This window comes from Devosia sp. (assembly GCF_028290625.1).
Lineage (GTDB): Bacteria > Pseudomonadota > Alphaproteobacteria > Rhizobiales > Devosiaceae > Devosia.
In genome coordinates, this window is the sequence record NZ_JAQGJM010000020.1 from 73,730 (window position 1) to 90,295 (window position 16,566).

The 16,566-nt window shown below is 62.3% G+C and carries 19 protein-coding genes; 9 read left to right on the forward strand and 10 right to left on the reverse strand.

The annotated features are described in order from the left end of the window. Positions 1–10: 10 nt before the first annotated feature. Both greA and JWR51_RS10785 read right to left on the reverse strand, forming a co-directional pair. On the reverse strand, positions 11–484 hold the full coding sequence (gene greA, locus JWR51_RS10780; RefSeq protein WP_299747235.1) for a transcription elongation factor GreA: 474 nt from the start codon (positions 482–484) through the stop codon (positions 11–13). Positions 485–874: 390 nt separating this feature from the next. Continuing rightward, on the reverse strand, positions 875–1,084 hold the full coding sequence (locus JWR51_RS10785) for a cold-shock protein (protein WP_299747237.1): 210 nt from the start codon (positions 1,082–1,084) through the stop codon (positions 875–877). A gap of 431 nt (positions 1,085–1,515) precedes the next feature. Between JWR51_RS10785 and JWR51_RS10790 the strand changes: the two genes are divergently transcribed. Continuing rightward, positions 1,516–2,544 carry a methyltransferase gene (locus JWR51_RS10790; protein ID WP_299747239.1) on the forward strand — a complete coding sequence of 343 codons (1,029 nt, stop codon included), beginning with the start codon at positions 1,516–1,518 and terminating at the stop codon, positions 2,542–2,544. Beyond that, positions 2,541–3,566, forward strand: a complete 1,026-nt coding sequence (gene ltaE / locus JWR51_RS10795) for a low-specificity L-threonine aldolase (protein ID WP_299747241.1) — start codon at positions 2,541–2,543, stop codon at positions 3,564–3,566. The genes JWR51_RS10790 and ltaE overlap by 4 nt, the downstream gene beginning before the upstream one ends. Before the next feature lie 74 nt (positions 3,567–3,640). On the opposite strand, the gene JWR51_RS10800 is transcribed toward ltaE, so the two are convergent. From JWR51_RS10800 to JWR51_RS10815, 4 genes are all read right to left on the reverse strand, one after another. After that, positions 3,641–4,435 (reverse strand): phytanoyl-CoA dioxygenase family protein, encoded by a 795-nt coding sequence (locus JWR51_RS10800; protein WP_299747243.1) that lies wholly within the window; start codon positions 4,433–4,435, stop codon positions 3,641–3,643. 274 nt (positions 4,436–4,709) lie between these two features. Next, complete coding sequence (locus JWR51_RS10805; RefSeq protein WP_299747244.1) at positions 4,710–4,850, reverse strand: hypothetical protein; 141 nt, start codon at positions 4,848–4,850, stop codon at positions 4,710–4,712. Then, the gene (gene carB / locus JWR51_RS10810) at positions 4,847–8,158 is read right to left on the reverse strand and encodes a carbamoyl-phosphate synthase large subunit (RefSeq protein WP_299747246.1); all 3,312 of its coding nucleotides are present in this window, start codon (positions 8,156–8,158) and stop codon (positions 4,847–4,849) included. The genes JWR51_RS10805 and carB overlap by 4 nt, the downstream gene beginning before the upstream one ends. Before the next feature lie 221 nt (positions 8,159–8,379). Continuing rightward, on the reverse strand, positions 8,380–8,769 hold the full coding sequence (locus JWR51_RS10815; RefSeq protein ID WP_299747247.1) for a VOC family protein: 390 nt from the start codon (positions 8,767–8,769) through the stop codon (positions 8,380–8,382). Positions 8,770–8,947: 178 nt separating this feature from the next. Here JWR51_RS10815 and JWR51_RS10820 point away from each other — a divergent pair, with 178 nt between their 5' ends. Both JWR51_RS10820 and JWR51_RS10825 read left to right on the forward strand, forming a co-directional pair. Next, positions 8,948–9,952 (forward strand): SLAC1 anion channel family protein, encoded by a 1,005-nt coding sequence (locus JWR51_RS10820; protein ID WP_299747249.1) that lies wholly within the window; start codon positions 8,948–8,950, stop codon positions 9,950–9,952. Continuing rightward, positions 9,949–10,905 carry a GlxA family transcriptional regulator gene (locus JWR51_RS10825; protein WP_299747251.1) on the forward strand — a complete coding sequence of 319 codons (957 nt, stop codon included), beginning with the start codon at positions 9,949–9,951 and terminating at the stop codon, positions 10,903–10,905. Before JWR51_RS10820 ends, JWR51_RS10825 begins: the two co-directional genes overlap by 4 nt. 51 nt (positions 10,906–10,956) lie before the next feature. On the opposite strand, the gene JWR51_RS10830 is transcribed toward JWR51_RS10825, so the two are convergent. Next, the gene (locus JWR51_RS10830; protein ID WP_299747253.1) at positions 10,957–11,388 is read right to left on the reverse strand and encodes a VOC family protein; all 432 of its coding nucleotides are present in this window, start codon (positions 11,386–11,388) and stop codon (positions 10,957–10,959) included. Positions 11,389–11,438: 50 nt separating this feature from the next. On the opposite strand from JWR51_RS10830, the gene JWR51_RS10835 reads away from it, so the two are divergent. From JWR51_RS10835 to JWR51_RS10845, 3 genes are all read left to right on the forward strand, one after another. Further along, positions 11,439–12,263: a helix-turn-helix transcriptional regulator gene (locus JWR51_RS10835; protein ID WP_299747255.1), complete on the forward strand. Its 825-nt coding sequence runs from the start codon at positions 11,439–11,441 to the stop codon at positions 12,261–12,263. A 221-nt stretch (positions 12,264–12,484) separates the two neighbouring features. Continuing rightward, the gene (locus JWR51_RS10840; protein ID WP_299747257.1) at positions 12,485–12,850 is read left to right on the forward strand and encodes a metalloregulator ArsR/SmtB family transcription factor; all 366 of its coding nucleotides are present in this window, start codon (positions 12,485–12,487) and stop codon (positions 12,848–12,850) included. Further along, complete coding sequence (locus tag JWR51_RS10845) at positions 12,847–13,356, forward strand: SRPBCC domain-containing protein (protein ID WP_299747259.1); 510 nt, start codon at positions 12,847–12,849, stop codon at positions 13,354–13,356. The genes JWR51_RS10840 and JWR51_RS10845 overlap by 4 nt, the downstream gene beginning before the upstream one ends. A 17-nt stretch (positions 13,357–13,373) precedes the next feature. Here JWR51_RS10845 and JWR51_RS10850 read toward each other — a convergent pair whose 3' ends face one another. Continuing rightward, complete coding sequence (locus JWR51_RS10850) at positions 13,374–13,820, reverse strand: hypothetical protein (protein ID WP_299747261.1); 447 nt, start codon at positions 13,818–13,820, stop codon at positions 13,374–13,376. Positions 13,821–13,993: 173 nt separating this feature from the next. Between JWR51_RS10850 and JWR51_RS10855 the strand changes: the two genes are divergently transcribed. Beyond that, positions 13,994–14,605, forward strand: a complete 612-nt coding sequence (locus tag JWR51_RS10855; protein WP_299747263.1) for a dihydrofolate reductase family protein — start codon at positions 13,994–13,996, stop codon at positions 14,603–14,605. A 109-nt stretch (positions 14,606–14,714) separates the two neighbouring features. On the opposite strand, the gene JWR51_RS10860 is transcribed toward JWR51_RS10855, so the two are convergent. Continuing rightward, positions 14,715–15,074 (reverse strand): helix-turn-helix transcriptional regulator, encoded by a 360-nt coding sequence (locus JWR51_RS10860; protein WP_299747265.1) that lies wholly within the window; start codon positions 15,072–15,074, stop codon positions 14,715–14,717. Between the two features lie 188 nt (positions 15,075–15,262). On the opposite strand from JWR51_RS10860, the gene JWR51_RS10865 reads away from it, so the two are divergent. Continuing rightward, positions 15,263–16,033, forward strand: a complete 771-nt coding sequence (locus tag JWR51_RS10865; RefSeq protein ID WP_299747267.1) for a LuxR C-terminal-related transcriptional regulator — start codon at positions 15,263–15,265, stop codon at positions 16,031–16,033. Between the two features lie 39 nt (positions 16,034–16,072). Here the strand turns inward: JWR51_RS10865 and clpS are convergent, their stop codons facing one another. Next, the gene (gene clpS, locus JWR51_RS10870) at positions 16,073–16,378 is read right to left on the reverse strand and encodes an ATP-dependent Clp protease adapter ClpS (protein ID WP_299747269.1); all 306 of its coding nucleotides are present in this window, start codon (positions 16,376–16,378) and stop codon (positions 16,073–16,075) included. Positions 16,379–16,566 lie beyond the last annotated feature (188 nt).

Consider the following 16,566-nt stretch of genomic DNA (forward strand, 5'->3'; position numbering starts at 1 on the left):
TTATTGGGCGCTAAACATACCGTATCTTGATGATTTCGTAGCTGCGGGCACCACCGGGAGCGGAGACCTCGAACGAATCGCCTTCGGACTTGCCGATCATCGCCTTGGCGATGGGCGAGGAAATCGAGATGCGGCCTTCGCTGGCATTGGCTTCGCTATCGCCGACGACCTGATAGGTCTTCTCGTCCTCGGTGTCCTCGTCGACGTAAGTGACGGTCGCGCCGAACTTGACGGAGGTGCCGCTCAGCTTGGTGACGTCGATGATATCGGCCAGCGCCAGCAGCGATTCCAACTCCTGGATGCGGCCTTCATTGAGGCTCTGCTGTTCCTTGGCGGCCGAATATTCGGCGTTTTCCGACAGGTCCCCATGCGCGCGCGCTTCGGAGATCGCCTCGACAATGCGGCGGCGCTCGGTGGCGGTGCGGTGCTGATATTCGACAGTAAGGGCCTGATGGCCCCCAATCGTCATCGGGATCTTGTCCATTCTATTTGCCTCCAAAGGCACGGCAACAATATCTCTTCCTGCCAAGGTCCGTTCGGCATCCGACAGGATAAGTGTTTCGGGAAGATAATCTCAAACTGCCCGCCTGCCGCGCTGCGGTCAAGCCGGTGTACGGTTGGGAGATAGGGCTCTCCACATGCGGTTGCAAGCTTTAGGGATGTTCGCCGCAAAAGGCCAGCGCGCGGGGCGCGTTTTGCCGCAGGGCCAGCTATTCGAGAAACACCGACAGGTTATCCAGAGTGGAGGCCGATCCCGTGGGCATGAATGCTGCCAGTGTCGTCGGAGAGACGCAGGAGGCCGGCCGGGCCTTGTTCCAGAAACGAAAAAGGCGCGGCCTCCCAACCGCGCCTTCTCCGTCAATGTGTGGTCGGTTTACGAAGCGACCAGATTGTCCGCTGCCGATTTGCCGGTGCGCTTGTCCTTGACGATTTCGTAGGTGACCTTCTGGCCTTCGTCGAGCCCGTTGAGGCCCGAACGCTGAACCGCGGAGATGTGGACGAACACGTCCGCCCCGCCTTCGTCAGGTTGAATGAAGCCAAACCCCTTTTGGCCGTTGAACCACTTTACGGTGCCGGTTGCCATGATGCGCGTTCCCTCGTGCAGTCGCTGATCTAAGCAGTCCCGGTCACAATGACCGTGACTTGGTTGATATCGAAATATCGGAAAGTGACGTCAGCAGGCGCGAATGGTGTTCGCATAAACAGATCGGTCGGCCGCAATATTCGATAGCGCAGCCTAACCCGAAAAAAAGCCGTGTTCAATATGTCTTAACATATGACAAAACACCCGGCTGACTCGGGGGTCAACCAGGGCGCGAACCGATCTCGTCAAATATAGACACCAGACCCGAGAAGGGGCCGGCGCCGACGCGCGGGGTCCAGGCGAAGCGGGAAACTAACTGCGCCCAGGGCGTTGCATCCATAGCCGCCATAGATGGCAACGGCATGAACACGGCCACATTATCCCAGCGTGCGAGCAAATGCACTGACACCAATGTCGCAGTGACAAATAGATTGTTCATTCCCGTTGCAATTGGCGCGGCTTTGCGGCAATCCGCTGCTTCCGGCGATCAGCCGGACCGCTGGGGCCAGCACTTGCGCAAAACTTCCTATAGTTCGGGCGATGTGATCGCCGATCGCCGTGCCGATTACGCCAAGAGCTATGCAGCAGACGGGGATTTCGGTGCCGCCGGCGAAGTCATGGCGCAGGCGCTGGAATTGGCCCCGAACTGGGCGGCTGGCTGGGACCTGCTGGGCGGCTATCATGAGCGGGCCGGCAATATCGCCCATGCGCTGTCGGCGTGGCGACATCTGGAAGCGCTGGATGACGATGGCGAATTCGGTGCGCGGCTGAAGCTGGCGGCGCATGGTGCATCGAGCGCCGACGCCGGCACTGCGGTCAGTTATGTCGAAGCGCTGTTCGATCAATATGCGCCCAAGTTCGAGGCGGCACTGGTGGACCGGCTGGGCTATCAGGTGCCCGATCTGCTCGACGGATTGCTGGTCGATGCGATGGCGGAACTGGGGCTGTCGCGGTTCGCCGATGCGCTGGATCTCGGATGCGGCACCGGGTTGATGGGCGTGCGGCTGCGGGGCCGGACGGACCTGCTGGAGGGCGTGGACCTGTCGGCGGCCATGGTTGCCGAGACGGCGCGCAAGGGCATTTACGACCGGCTGGAAAAGGCCGAACTGGTTGAGTATCTCGGGCGGCGGGTGGCGCAGGCCGATCTGGTGACGGCCGCCGATGTGTTCATCTATTGTGGGGCGCTGCCGCCGGTGCTGGAAGCCGTGGTGCCGATCATGACCGCGGGTGGGCTGCTGGCGTTTTCGCTGGAGGCCCACGATGGCGAGGAGGCGGTATTCCTGCGCCCGTCGCTGCGCTATGCCCATGGGGTGGTGGCGACACGGCAGGCGCTGGATGATGCCGGGCTGCAAATCCTGCGGTTCGAGCGGGCCATTCTGCGGCAGGACGCTGGCGCGCCGATAACCGGGATGTTGATCGTGGCGCGCAAGCCCGACGGATTGTTTGGAGAGACCATATGAGCAACGCCATTTACGATTTCCGCTCCGATACCGTGACCGCTCCCAGCGCCGGCATGCGCGCTGCGATGGCGGCGGCGGAGGTGGGCGACGACGTTTATGGCGACGATCCGACAGTCAATCGGCTGCAGGCGCGAATGGCCGAGCTGTTGGACAAGGAGGCGGCGCTGTTCGTGCCTTCGGGGACGATGTCGAACCTGTTGGCGCTAATGAGCCATTGCGGGCGCGGCGATGCGTTCATCGCCGACCAGAACGCGCATTGCTATGCCTTCGAGCGCGGCAATGCGGCGGTGCTGGGGTCGATCCAGCCGCAGCCGATCGAGCATGAAAGCGACGGCACCATGCGGCTCGATAAGATCGAGGCGGTGATCCACGACGACAGCGACCTGCATTTCGCGCCGACGCGCTTGCTGGCGCTGGAGAACACGCTGGGCGGCAAGGTCCTGCCGCTCGACTATATGCGCGCAGCGGGGGAATTGGCGCGCAAGCATGGCTTGGGCTTTCATCTCGACGGCGCGCGGGCGTTCAATGCTTGCGTGAAACTGGGCGTCGATATCGCTGAGTTCACCGCGCCGTTCGATACGGTGTCGATCTGCCTGTCCAAGGGGTTGGGGGCGCCGGTTGGCTCAGTGCTGGTCGGGCCGCGGGTGTTGATCGACAAGGCCAATCGCAATCGCAAGATGCTGGGTGGCGGCCTGCGGCAGGCCGGCATTCTGGCGGCGGCGGGGCTCTATGCGCTGGACCACAATGTGAAGCGGTTGGCGGAAGATCATGCGCTGGCGAAAAAGCTGGCCGATGGGCTGGCGCAGTTTTCGGCCCTCACGGTGACGATGCCGGACACCAATATCATTTTCGTCGGCATGGACGAGCAGGTCGAAGGCCGGTTCACCGAATATCTGAACGCGCGCGGTGTGCGGATCAACGGCAGCTACGGCCAGCAGCGCTGGGTGACGCATCTGGATGTGGATGACGGCGCGGTCGACGCCGCGCTGGCCCATGTGGCGGCGTTTTTTGAGGCGCATTAGGCGGCGTTCGCGAACAGCCCCCACGCTCAATCCCTCCCCACAAGGGGAGGGAAGCGTGCTCGGGGTTGTGGTTATCAGGTGGTCGGTAGTGCAAATCGGATGGCCGCTTCGACGGGCGAATAGTCGCCGTCGGGGCGGTTGAGCGATAGCGGCTGCGCAGGCGTCAGGGGCGGCTGGGCCATGAAGCGTGGGGTGGTTCCATGGTGCGGCTGGGCTGCGTGAACCAGGAACGGATGGCATAGATAGACCGTGCCGGCAGGGCCGGTGGCCAGGACTTCAAGGCAGTGCGCTGTTTCGGCAAAGCCGTTGGCGGCGAGTTCGCGCAAGGATAGTCCCGCATCGCCGGCGGGTGCCAGTTGGCGCGCGATATCGAGATGGGAGCCAACACGGATGCGAGTGGGGGCGTCCTCGTCGCCGACGTCGGAGAACAGGAACAGCATCAGCAGGGCCCGGTCGCGCGAGGCAACATTGGCACGCCACGCCATGAAATCCGGGTTTTCGAGGCCGAAGCTGACATCGATGTGCCAGCCGGCATCGCCGGGATCATCGGGTGAGGGGAAGCGCACTGGAAACGTGCCCAGCGTGCCGCGCGGCAACCAGCGGTCGGGGCCGACAAGCTGGTCGAATGCGGCACGTAGGACGGGTGTATTGGCGGCGTCGCGGAAGGGCGGCTGGCCATATTGATTGAGCCGGATAACGGGTTTGGTCCAGGTGCTGGGATCGTGCGGATCGCAGCCGGTATCGGCCCAGAGGATGGCCCGGCCGGCCTCGGCCAGTTCGCGGGAAAACGCATTATCGATGCGCACGAAGCCATCGGTGATGAAGTGATCGATCTGCGCCAGCGAGAGCGCGGGAGAAGAATTGGGCATGATTGCTCGCAAGTTCGCGAAGCCGTTCGGCGAACGGCAGGATAAGCCGGCGCAGGGCGCGGCTCATGGTGTGTTCGGTCGCGCCTAAGCGCGGAGGAACACGGCGAACTTGATCGAGCGGGTCATCATCATGGTGGGGCGATCATACGCAGCGCGGTTTTGGTGTCAACCGCAGCGGAAAGGTGAAGGGCATTGCATGCACCTAACCGGTAAAGGCCCCTCACCCGACCCAAGAGCGTCGACCTCTTCCCGGAGGGGCGAGGTGAGGAGGGGCTCAGTTGCCGGAGACCTTGAAGCCAATATAGAGCAGGAGAAAGAATGGCGTGATCACTGGTCCGACTGCAATGCCGGTCAGGCCGAGGGCAGTGCCGCCGACCAGACCGAACAATGCGCTGAGCGGATCGATCTCGCTCATGCGGCGAAATAATCCTGCAATGGACGGACCGTCAGGTTGCCCTGCTGGAAGGCGATGATGCCCGCGACCGCGGCGATGGCGCCGGGGATGGTGGTGTAATAGGGGATGCGGCCCATCAGGGCGGTGCGGCGGATGTCGCGGCTGTCGCTGATCGACTTGGCGCCGTCGGTGGTGTTGATCACCAGCTGTACGCCGCCATTCTTCATCGAGTCGACGATATGCGGGCGGCCTTCGAGTACCTTGTTGATCTTGGTGGCGGGAACGCCGTTCTCGACCAGATATTTCTGCGTGCCGCTGGTGGCGATGATGGTGAAGCCGGCGGCGACGAGGTGGCGCATCGAATCCACGATATGGGCCTTGTCGGCATCGCGGACGGAGACGAAGGCCACGCCGGCGGCGGGAACCTTGGAGCCGGCGCCCATCTGCGACTTGGCGAAGGCCATGGCGAAATCGAAATCGAGGCCGATGACTTCGCCGGTCGACTTCATTTCCGGCCCCAGGACCGTATCGACGCCGGGGAAGCGGTTGAACGGGAACACGGCTTCCTTGACGGCGATGTGCTTGAAGGTCTTTTCCACGAGGCCGAAGCTGGCCAGGGTTTCGCCGGCCATGATGCGGCTGGCGATCTTGGCGATGGGCTCGCCGATGACCTTGGCGACGAAGGGCACGGTGCGGCTGGCGCGCGGATTGACTTCGAGCAGGTAGATGACGCCGTCCTTGAGCGCATATTGCACGTTCATCAGGCCACCGACCTTGAGCGCGAAGGCGAGTTCGGTGGTCTGGCGCTTGAGTTCGGCGATGATCTCGGGGCTGAGGCTCTGCGGGGGGAGCGAGCAGGCGCTATCGCCCGAATGGATGCCGGCTTCCTCGATGTGCTCCATGATGCCGCAGACGAAGACGTCCTTGCCGTCGCAGAGGCAATCGACGTCGATTTCGATGGCGTCGGAGAGGTAGCCGTCGAACAGCAGGGGATTGTCGGACAGGACCGAGTTGATCTGGCCGGTCTTGTCATTGGGGTAGCGCATCAGGATATCGGGCGGTACGAGGCCGGTCAGGGTATTCTGGACGTAGCGCTCGAAATCGGCCGGGCTGTGGGCGATGGCCATGGCGCGGCCGCCCAGCACGTAGGACGGGCGGATGACCAGCGGATAGCCCAGGCGTTCGGCGACGAGGCGAGCCTGCTCGAGCGAGTAGGCGATACCGTTCTTGGGCTGGCGCAGTTCGAGGCGGTTGATGAGCTTGCTGAACAGGTCGCGGTCTTCGGCCAGATCGATCGAGTCTGGCTGGGTGCCCAGGATCGGCACGCCGGCTTTTTGCACGGCTTCGGCCAGGTTCAGAGGGGTCTGGCCGCCGAACTGGACGATGACGCCGTGCAGGGTGCCGTTTTGCTTTTCGGTTTCGAGGATTTCGATGACGTCTTCCTCGGTCAGCGGCTCGAAATAGAGGCGATCGGAGGTGTCGTAGTCGGTCGAAACGGTTTCGGGATTGCAGTTGACCATGATGGTTTCGTAGCCGGCGTCGCTCAGGGCGAAGGCGGCATGGCAACAGCAATAATCGAACTCGATGCCCTGGCCGATGCGGTTGGGACCGCCGCCGAGGATGACCACTTTCTTGCGGTCGGACGGGCGGGCTTCATCGGCCACGGTGCCCGCAAAGGGCTGCTCGTAGGTCGAGTACATATAGGCGGTCGGGGAGGCGAACTCGGCGGCCGAGGTATCGATGCGCTTATAGACCGGGCGCACCTTGAGCGACCAGCGCAGCTTGCGCACATCGGCGGCGGTGAGGTTCGCCAATTCGGCGAGGCGCCGATCGGAAAAGCCCATGGCCTTGAGGCCGCGCAGGGCAGCGGCGTTGTCGGGCAGGCCCAGTGCGCGCACCTTGGCTTCGGTATCGACGATGCCCTTCATCTGCTCGAGGAACCACGGGTCGATCTTGCAGGCCTCGTGGATGTCCTCAAGGCTCATGCCCATGCGCATGGCTTCGGCAACGTGCAGCAGACGGTCCGGCGTCGGGGTACCGATAGCGGCGCGGATGGCGTTTTCGTCATCGCCTTCGCCCAAGCCCGGAATGCCGATTTCGTTGAGACCGGTGAGGCCGGTTTCGAGCGAGCGGAGCGCCTTCTGCAGGGCTTCCTGATAGGTGCGGCCGATGGCCATGGCTTCGCCGACGGACTTCATCGACGTGGTCAGGCGGTTGTCAGCGCCAGGGAATTTTTCGAAGGCGAAGCGCGGGATTTTCACCACGACATAGTCGATGGAGGGCTCGAACGATGCCGGGGTCATGCCGCCGGTGATGTCATTGTCCAATTCGTCCAGCGTGTAGCCGACGGCGAGGCGTGCCGCGACCTTGGCGATGGGGAAGCCGGTGGCCTTCGACGCCAGCGCGGAGGAGCGCGAGACGCGCGGGTTCATCTCGATGACGACCATGCGGCCATCGGCAGGGTTGATACCGAATTGCACGTTAGAGCCGCCGGTTTCGACGCCGATCTCGCGGAGCACAGCGATGCTGGCGTCGCGCATGATCTGGTATTCCTTGTCGGTCAGCGTCAGGGCCGGAGCGACGGTGATGCTGTCGCCGGTATGGACGCCCATCGGGTCGATATTCTCGATCGAGCAGATGATGATGCAGTTGTCCTTGGTGTCGCGGACAACTTCCATCTCGTATTCTTTCCAGCCGAGCACGCTTTCCTCGACCAGCACTTCATTGGTCGGGGAAGCATCGACGCCGCTCTCGACGATGGCGAGGTATTCCTCGCGGTTATAGGCAATGCCGCCGCCGGTGCCGCCCAGGGTGAACGACGGGCGGATGATGCAGGGCAGGCCGATGACTTCGAGCGCCTGCAGGGCCTCGATGGTGTTGTGCGCCAGCATGGAGCGGGGCGTTTCCAGCCCGATCTTCTTCATGGCGTCGCGGAACAGCTCGCGGTCCTCGGCCTTGTCGATGGCTTCGGCATCGGCGCCGATCATCTCGACATTGTATTTTTCCAGAATGCCCATTTTGCGCAGGCTGAGCGCGCAGTTCAGCGCCGTCTGGCCGCCCATGGTGGGGAGCAGGGCGTCGGGGCGTTCCTTTTCGATGATCTTGGCGACCACTTCGGGGGTGATCGGCTCCATATAGGTGGCATCGGCCAGGTCCGGATCGGTCATGATGGTGGCCGGATTGGAGTTCACCAGAATGATCCGGTAGCCCTCTTCCTTGAGCGCCTTGCACGCCTGGGTGCCGGAATAGTCGAACTCGCAGGCCTGCCCGATGATGATAGGCCCGGCGCCAATGATGAGGATCGATTTGATGTCGGTACGCTTTGGCATGGCTCGGGCTCGCTCGGCTCGTGGTGGTGGCGCTGCGAGGGGAGAATCGCGCGCCAATTTAACCGCCCGGCCAGACGCGCGCGGCAACAGGGCGCTGCGGCGCTTGGGTCAGGCTTGGGCGTGGTGGTTAAGAGGGCTGTCTAACCGAACAAGGCGGGGAAGGGAAGGGGGCGAACCATCGCGGTGCGGCAAAACCTGCCGGTCCCCACAATTGCCTTGGATCAGTTCTGCGCGTGGTCGTTGATCTCGATCCAATAGCCATTAGGGTCCTGGATGTAGACCTGCCGGAAGCCCGCCGGGTGGTGACCGATGGTATTGGGGGTGTTGACCCAGTCGTAATAGGTGACGCCGATGCTGGTGAGGCGGGCGAGGAAGGTATCGAATTCGTCGATGCGGACGGCCAGGTGATTTTCCTTGGTTACCGTGGTGGTGCTCATGTCCCCCTGGTTGAGATGCAGCGTGTCGCTGCCGCCAATGCCCAGCCATTGTCCGGTCACCGGATCGCCGCTGGTGCGCACGATAGGCCAGCCGAACACGTCGACATAGAATTGCGTACTAACGGCAATGTCGTGGACGAGCATGGAGACGTGGTCGAGGCGGAAGTTCGGCATGGGGGACTCGCGTGGTGTTTGGCGCAGTGTAGCGCGCGGATGGCCGCGATGCATCGTCAAGCGTTGGTGGCCGTTGCTGATCGCCATTTGGCAGCTTCTGTGCCAAGTGCACGGTTTCGGCCAACACTTTGGTGTGGTCAATCGGGCGCTCAACGCATCATCAGCCCAGAAATTGCTCATGACCACCAATGCTGCCGCTACCAAGCGGCCCCCTCGCATCCCCAGTCGCCATTCCATCCGCCAGTTGCCGATCAATCTTTTCGCCTCGGTGATGGGCGTTACCGGCCTGTCGCTGGCCTGGCGGGAAGCTGCCAGTCTGTTGGCCATCCCGGCGCTACCTGGCGAGATTTTCGGCTGGGCGGGCGTGGCGATCTTTATCGCTCTAGCCGTAAGCTATGTGGCCAAGCTGGTGCGACATCCGGCGGCCGTGCATGCGGAATTCCACCATCCCGTCATGGGCAATTTCTTCGGGACGATCGCCATCAGCCTGCTGCTGCTTTCGGCATTCATTTTCCCGCACAATGCCATCGTCGGCGAAGGTGTGTGGATTTTCGGGACGCTGCTGACCTTCGTCATCTCCTATGGCGCCGTGCAGAAATTCCTGACCGCGCCGCAAAAGGGCGAGACGACGCTGCCGCCGCTGATCCTGCCGGGGGTTGCGACACTCGATATTCCGGTGACTGGGGCCTTCATGCCGTTCGGGTGGGCGCATGAGGTCGTCTTGTTTGCCTTTGCGGTTGGCGCCGTCATGGCGCTGGTGCTCGTGGTTCTGATTTTCCAGCGCCTGCGACATTTCGAAAGCCTGCCGCCGGCCAGCCGCCCGATGCTGATAATGCTGGTCGCGCCGTTTGCCGTGGGTTTCCTGGCCTATACAAATCTCAACGAAATCGACATGCTCGCAGCCGTCTTGCTGTATTTCGGCTGGTTCCTCATGCTGGTGCTCGCTCCCGTGGTCTTCCGAGTGGAAAACAGCTTCGGCATTGCCTGGTGGGCGATCAGCTTTCCGCTGGCGGCGCTGTCGATTGCCAGCTTTCGCTATGCCGAGGCGGTGGGTGGCGCTTTCCTGATGCGCATGTCGGTGCTGTTGTTCGTCGTTGTGGCCGTATCGGTCAGCGTGCTGCTCATTCGCACACTCCACCTGGTGGTCGGCGGCCGCCTCTGGCGTCTCGAAGGGGCGCGATGATGCATATTGCCATCCTGGCGCTGCCGGGAGTGCAACTGCTGGATGTCGTTGGGCCGAGCGACGTGTTTGCGGAGGCCAACCGGCAACTTGGCTCGACGTATTATACGATCGAGGTGGTCAGCTCATCCCGGGGACCAATAGCGGGGTCCTCGGGACTGATGATCGTTGCTGACCGCTCCATTCACGACCCCATCGCGCCGGTCGATACGTTACTCATCGCGGGCAGCCCATCAGAGCGGTTGCAGCCTGTTGCCGATGATATTTTGGATTGGGTCAGGAAGACCGCCGAGACCACAAACCGCTATGGTTCGGTATGTTCGGGCGCCACGGTTCTGGCGGAGACTGGGTTGCTGGACGGCTTTCGGGCCACCACGCATTGGTCGCAAGCGAGCGAATTCGCGCGGCGTTATCCCAAGGTCAAGCTTGAGCCCGACAGGATTTTTGTTGCGGATGGAGCGGCCTGGACCTCCGCAGGGGTGACCGCGGGCATCGACCTGGCCTTGGCCCTGGTGGAACAGGACACTGGGCTTGAGGTGGCATTGAAGGTTGCCCGCCAACTGGTGGTATTTCTCAAACGTCCAGGAGGGCAATCCCAATTCAGCACGCATCTGCTTGCCCAGGCCGCGCAGAAGGCGCCGATCAAGGCGGTGCAGGACTACATCCTGGCCAATCTGGCGGAGGATCTCAGCGTCGCCGCGCTATCCGAAAAGGCAGGGATGAGCAGCCGCACGTTCGCGCGGACCTTTCGGCTAGATGCGGGGATGACACCTGCGGAGTTTGTGGAGCGGGCGCGGCTGGAAGAGGCCGGCCGCCTCCTCGACGATCCAACCATTCCCATGCAGCGCGTGGCGCAGCGGGCGGGCTTTGGCGACATGATCCGCATGCGCAGGGCGTTTCTGCGCACGATTGGGGTGACGCCGGGGGCATATCGACGCTCATTCGCGAGGGTTTAGGATGGAGAGGGACGGGCGCCGGCAGGCGGCCCGTCCGTATTTCAGGCCGCGCTATGCCGTCAGCTTGGCGAGAATCTGCACATAATGCGGGTTGTACATGATGCCCAGGACATTGCCGAAGGGGTCGATGACCGAGGCCGTGATGAAGCCGGTGGTGCCGCGTGGGGTGACGGGATCGTATTCGGTGGCGCCGGCGGCCAGGAGGCGTTCGAGGGCGGCGTGGATGTCGTCGACCTGCCAGAGCACGATGGCGCCGCCGGGGCCGGGCTGCATCGCGGAGGGCGCGTAATTGCGGTCGATGATGCCGAATTCATGCTCATAGTCGCCGATGCGGAACTCGACATAGGCGGGGTGTTCGGCATTGGGCATCTGGAAATAGGCCTCGACGCCGAAGAGTTTTGCATACCAATCGCGGGCGGCGGCGACGTCGTCGGCCCAGAAGTTCACCGTGGCCATGCCGCGCAGAAAGTTGGTGTTCGTCATTTTCGTGTTCCTTGTCTAAGCTTGTTGATGAACCCACAATGGGCGTTGGCATGGTTGAAGTATTTCAAAAACCCGCAGACGATTATGAGCCGCGCGGGCGGCTTGATCCGGCGGGGTTCGAGCGCCATGTGGAGTTCATCACGCGGTTGCCACCAGAGGATCTGGCGCCGTTCATCGAGCATTTCTGGATCGTGCGCTGGGACGCGCCGCTGGACCCTTATGGTTCGGAAGAGGTGATGCATCGGCCCTATGTCGACGTGTTCGTTTCCGTGGCGGAGGCGGGCATCCAGGGGACGTTTCGCGGGCGGCGGACCTATCTGGCGGAGGGGCAGGGGCGGATCGTGGGTGCACGGTTTCGGCCGGGGGCGTTCCATGCGTTCTGGGGCGGTGGGGCGCTGGCGGATTTGCAGGAAAAGATTGTCGATTTGAGTCAAGTCTTCCCCGATGCGGATGCAGCCTACGTTACACAGGTCTCGGGGATGGAGGACCAGGCGGCGATGGATGCGCTGGTCGAGCTGGTGCGCAGCAAGCGGCCGCAGGCCGATGCCAATATCGAGCTGGTGAACCAGATCATCGCGGCGATCGAGACGGATGAGGGGTTGCAGACGGTGGCGTCCGTGGCGGAGGCGTTTGGCAAAAGCGAGCGCTGGGTGCAGCAATTGTTCCGCGACTATCTGGGCATCGGGCTCAAGTGGCTGTTGCAGCGCAACCGGCTGCTGACGGCGGCGGCGTTGATCCGCGATAGCGACAAACCGGACTGGATCGGCATTGCCTATGACCTGGGCTATAGCAGCCAGGCGCATTTCAATAGCGATTTCAAGGCAGTGATGGGCCGGACGCCCACGCAGTACAAGCGCTGGACCATTGGGTTCTAGGTCATGCGGTCAGTTGGTGATGCCGGGCTGCAAATGGCGCTTTTCTGCGCTTCCGGTGCTCACGTACCAAGGTACGCTGCGCTCCGGTTCTCGAAAACCACCATTTTCGCCACGTCCTCACGCAACTGTCCACACAACCTCGGGCTGAGGTCGGGGCAAGGTTGACACGCAAACGCGAGGGCTGTATTTAGCAATATACGTAATTAGCAGATTGTGTAAATATGGCTGACGCGTTGAGTGCGACCTTTGCGGCACTGGCCGATCCGACGCGGCGGGCGATCCTGGCGCGGCTGACGCATGGCGCGGCAACGGTCAATGAGCTGGCCGAGCCGTTCAGCATGACGCTGCCCTCGGTGTCGCGGCATCTCAAGGTGCTGGAGGCGGCGGGGCTGGTGGTCAAGGAGCGGTCGGCGCAGTTCCGGCCCTGCCGGCTGGAGGTCGCGCCGCTGGAGGCGGCCGATGACTGGATGGGCCAGTATCGCGTCTTTTTCGGCGACCGGCTCGATCGGCTCGATGCGCAACTCAAGACCATGATGGCGGCAAAGGCGGCCACGGACGGCAAACCGGAAACAGGAGAGGAAGAATGACCGCGACGTACAAATTCGACCGGGGCTTTACGCTCAAGCGCCAGTTCGACGCGCCGCCGAGCATGGTGTTCCAGGCGTGGACCGATCCGGCCTGTCTGGACTGGTTCTTCAATCCTGGCATGCCGGTGACGGCGCCGACTGTGGTCGATCTGCGGGTTGGGGGTGTGTGGCGCCAGCAGATGGTGGAAAATGCCGACAAGCAATATTTCACCGGTGGCGTCTATCGCGAGATCGTGCCGGGCGAAAAGCTGGTGTTCAGCTGGGGCGCCGAGGATGGCTGGCCGCCGATCGACCTCGACAATCTCGATGAAGGCCCGCTGGTGACGCTGCGGTTCAAGCCGGCCGGAGGCGGCACCGAGATGGATTTGCAGGTGCAGTTCCCTGACCATTTGAGCGAGCAGCGGGTTCGCGAATGGCTGCAGACGGGCATGCGCGAGGGCTGGAACGTGACCATTGACCGGCTCGTGGCGCAATTGAGCCCGCGCAGGGAAGCGCGCGCGAGCTAGGCTTGGCGTCGCCGCGATCAGTTGTTGATTGCGGTGATGCCCCAATGAGTCTCGGTGCAGCTATCGTCGGCGCAGATATTGGACACCCAGACCTGGCCATCGCCGAAGCCGACGCCCTCGCTGGTGACGATCAGGTCGGCCACGTCCTGGGTGCGGATGGCTTCCTGCGCGTTGGTGGAGATCAGCGTGTCGAAATTGTCGAGCATGTCCTGCTCGGACGCCACCTCATAGCTTTCGCCATTGGCGGCGATGGTGATGGGGTAGGTGACATTGGCGGCGATTGTGGTCGGATCGCCGAACATCATGGCATCCTGCAACAGGCCGAACAGCTCGAAAAAGCCTTCTGAATCGCCGTGGATATTCTCGATGCTAGCCATGACGTCCTCTTCGGACTGCGCGAAGGCTGCGGGTGCGGCGGCGAGAACGGCAAACAGGGCAAGCGTCAGTGAGGCAAGGCGCAACATCGTCGTCTCCGGGCTGGCGATGCGCGACGCTGCCGCAATGAAGGCAGATAAGCAAATGAAATTGCAGGCATGTTCGGCGTCGGCGTGCGCAACGGCCGGCGATATTTCGGCTGCACCGTCGGATCGATCATAGCCTCCGCGTCATTATGGAATATCCCGCGAGGAGATTTCCGATGAGCAAAGTCGTTATCGATATGACCATGTCGCTGGACGGCTACGTCGCCGGCCCCAATGACGGCAAGGCCTATCCGCTGGGCCAGCACGGCGGCATGGCGATTTTCGACTGGTACACGAGCGGCACCGAAGAGGTGAAGTCACCGCTGTTCAAGCCGGCGCCGGGCGCCAATCGCGATGAGGTGGACGCGATGTTCGCAGAGTCGGGCGCGTTCATTTTCGGGCGCCGGACCTATGACATCACCGATGGCTGGGGTGGGCGGCATCCGATCAACGGGGTGCCGGTATTCGTGCTGACCCACAATCCGCCGCGGGATTTTCCCAAGGGGCCCTCGAACCTGACCTTCGTCACCGATGGCATTGCCCGCGCGATCGAGCAGGCGCGCGGGGTGGCCGATGGCAAGGAAATTAAGCTGGGCGGCGCTTCGCCGGGCAAGCAGGCACTGGCGGCGGGACTGTGCGACGAGATCAACGTGCATATTGCGCCCTATCTGCTGGGTGGAGGCGTGCGGCTGTTCGATGAGCTGCCCGACGGCATCAGGCTGGAAAAGCTGCGCGTCAACGACGGGCCGCTGGCGACCCATATTCGCTACAAGGTATTGGGAAACTGAGAGAATGGGGGGAGAGACGTTTGGGAATGCAGGCCGGCGAACCGGATTGCAACCTCTCTCCCCCTGTCAGAACAGGCCTGGTGGACGCAGGACGTTCCGAATCTGTAGCCTATTTGGCGAAGACGACGCCCTGCGCGCTGTCGTTGGCGGCGCTCTGTGCGGTGCGCCCGAAGGCATCACGGAAATCTTCAATATAGACGATGTCGGGCCGGGCGAACTGTGTCCGGGCCAGCGTGCCGATAATGTAGGCCAGGTGAGCGCCGTTGCGAGCCCCGACTTTAGTCATGATGTGGGCGCGGTGGGTTTCAACCGTCTTGTAGCTGATCGACAGCTTTTCGCCGGCTTCGCGACTGGTCAGCCCCTGGCCGATAAGGCTGGCGACCTGGAGTTCGCGCGGCGATAGCTTGTAGGGATTGCGCGCCTGGACGCGCTCAAGTTCGTGGTTAAGTGCAATATCGAAAATCGTCATTCCGTGCCGCATTCCCGGTGAGAACCGGGCCTGCCCCAATGCTGCTCCCGCTCACCATAGAAACAATACAACGTATTGAGTCGCCTGAAAATTGTGAGGAATGACGCTGGAAAAACTGTCATCGTGAAAAAGGCCAGCGTAGAAAATACCATCGCGAAATTTTACGATGAGGTTTTTCACGAGGAACGATGACAAAGCCGGATAACCTGCTAGGTTTTGGCATCGCAGAATCCTCGGTACGGTTTCGGACGAGGGGGGAAACAGTGCTAGCTTTGGTGGAGCGAGTTCTCGACCGCATTCGCAAGTCCCGAACGGACACCGACATCATCGGTGTGCTGGCCGAGATCAGCGCGTCCCTGGGGTTTCGCAGCGGCTTCGTGATCGAATACGCCACCGACCTGAAATCGGCGCTGCATATCCTGGACAGCAATCCGCAGCGCGAAGGCTGGCTGCAGGACTATGTCGCCACGGGGCTGCGCACCAATCGGAGCGAGTTGGCCGCGCTGCTGGCGGAAGGCGGCGTGCAGACCTTCGACGGCAGCCGTTTCGATGCGGAAAGCCGCCTGTTGTCCTTCGCGCGACGGGTCGATATCGTGGAACTGGTGCTTGTGCCGGTCAGCTTCGATGGCTCCGTCATCGGGCTGGGTGGCTTTTCTGGCAATCCGCCGCTGACAGATGGGCAGAAGACCGCGTTGCAACTGGTCGTCTATAGCCTGTTCGCGCAGGCGCGCTCGTTCCGGGCCGGCGTTAGCCGCGCCGCGACGGAGCCGCTGACGCCACGCGAAAAGGAAGTCATCCGCCTCTCGGCCGACGGGCTGACGTCGCAGGAAATTGCGCTGCAACTGGGCATGTCGCCACGCACCGTCAACCAGCATGTGGACAATGTCGCCGACAAGCTGGGCACCAGAAATCGTGTGCATACGGTGGCCGAGGTGATCCGGCACGGGTTGCTGAATTAAGACCAATCGCCATTCAGCTGACGATCTGTCTGCCGCGAGCTATTCTTCCGGCTCGCTGGTGAACAGCAGCGGATAGCCCTTGTCGCGGGCGATTTCGGTGGCGCGGGTGGATTTTTCTTCGGCGATTTCCTTGGTGAACACGGCGACCACGCAGGACCCCTTGGTGTGGGCGGTCAGCATGATGCCGAGGGCCTGGGCCTCGGGTACGCGGAATTCGGCCTTGAGAATGCGGACGACGAAGTCGCGCGGGGTGAAATCGTCGTTGACCAGGATGACCTTGTAGAGCGGCGGCTTGGCCGTCTTGAGGACAGTCTGGGTGCGGTTCTTGGTATCGGTATCAGCCATTGGGAGGCGCTCCTGCCAATGCTCGGGCAATCATTTTATCAAAGTCCGGCGGCCGTTTACAGATGGCACCCGGACCCAAATGGTTCAATGCCAGAAATAACGAAAACCCGGCGCCCCTGGTTCCTGGTGGTTTGACCGCCCCTTGGAAGCGGGCGTAGGCTGGGCCATCCCCCTATCGCTGGAGACTC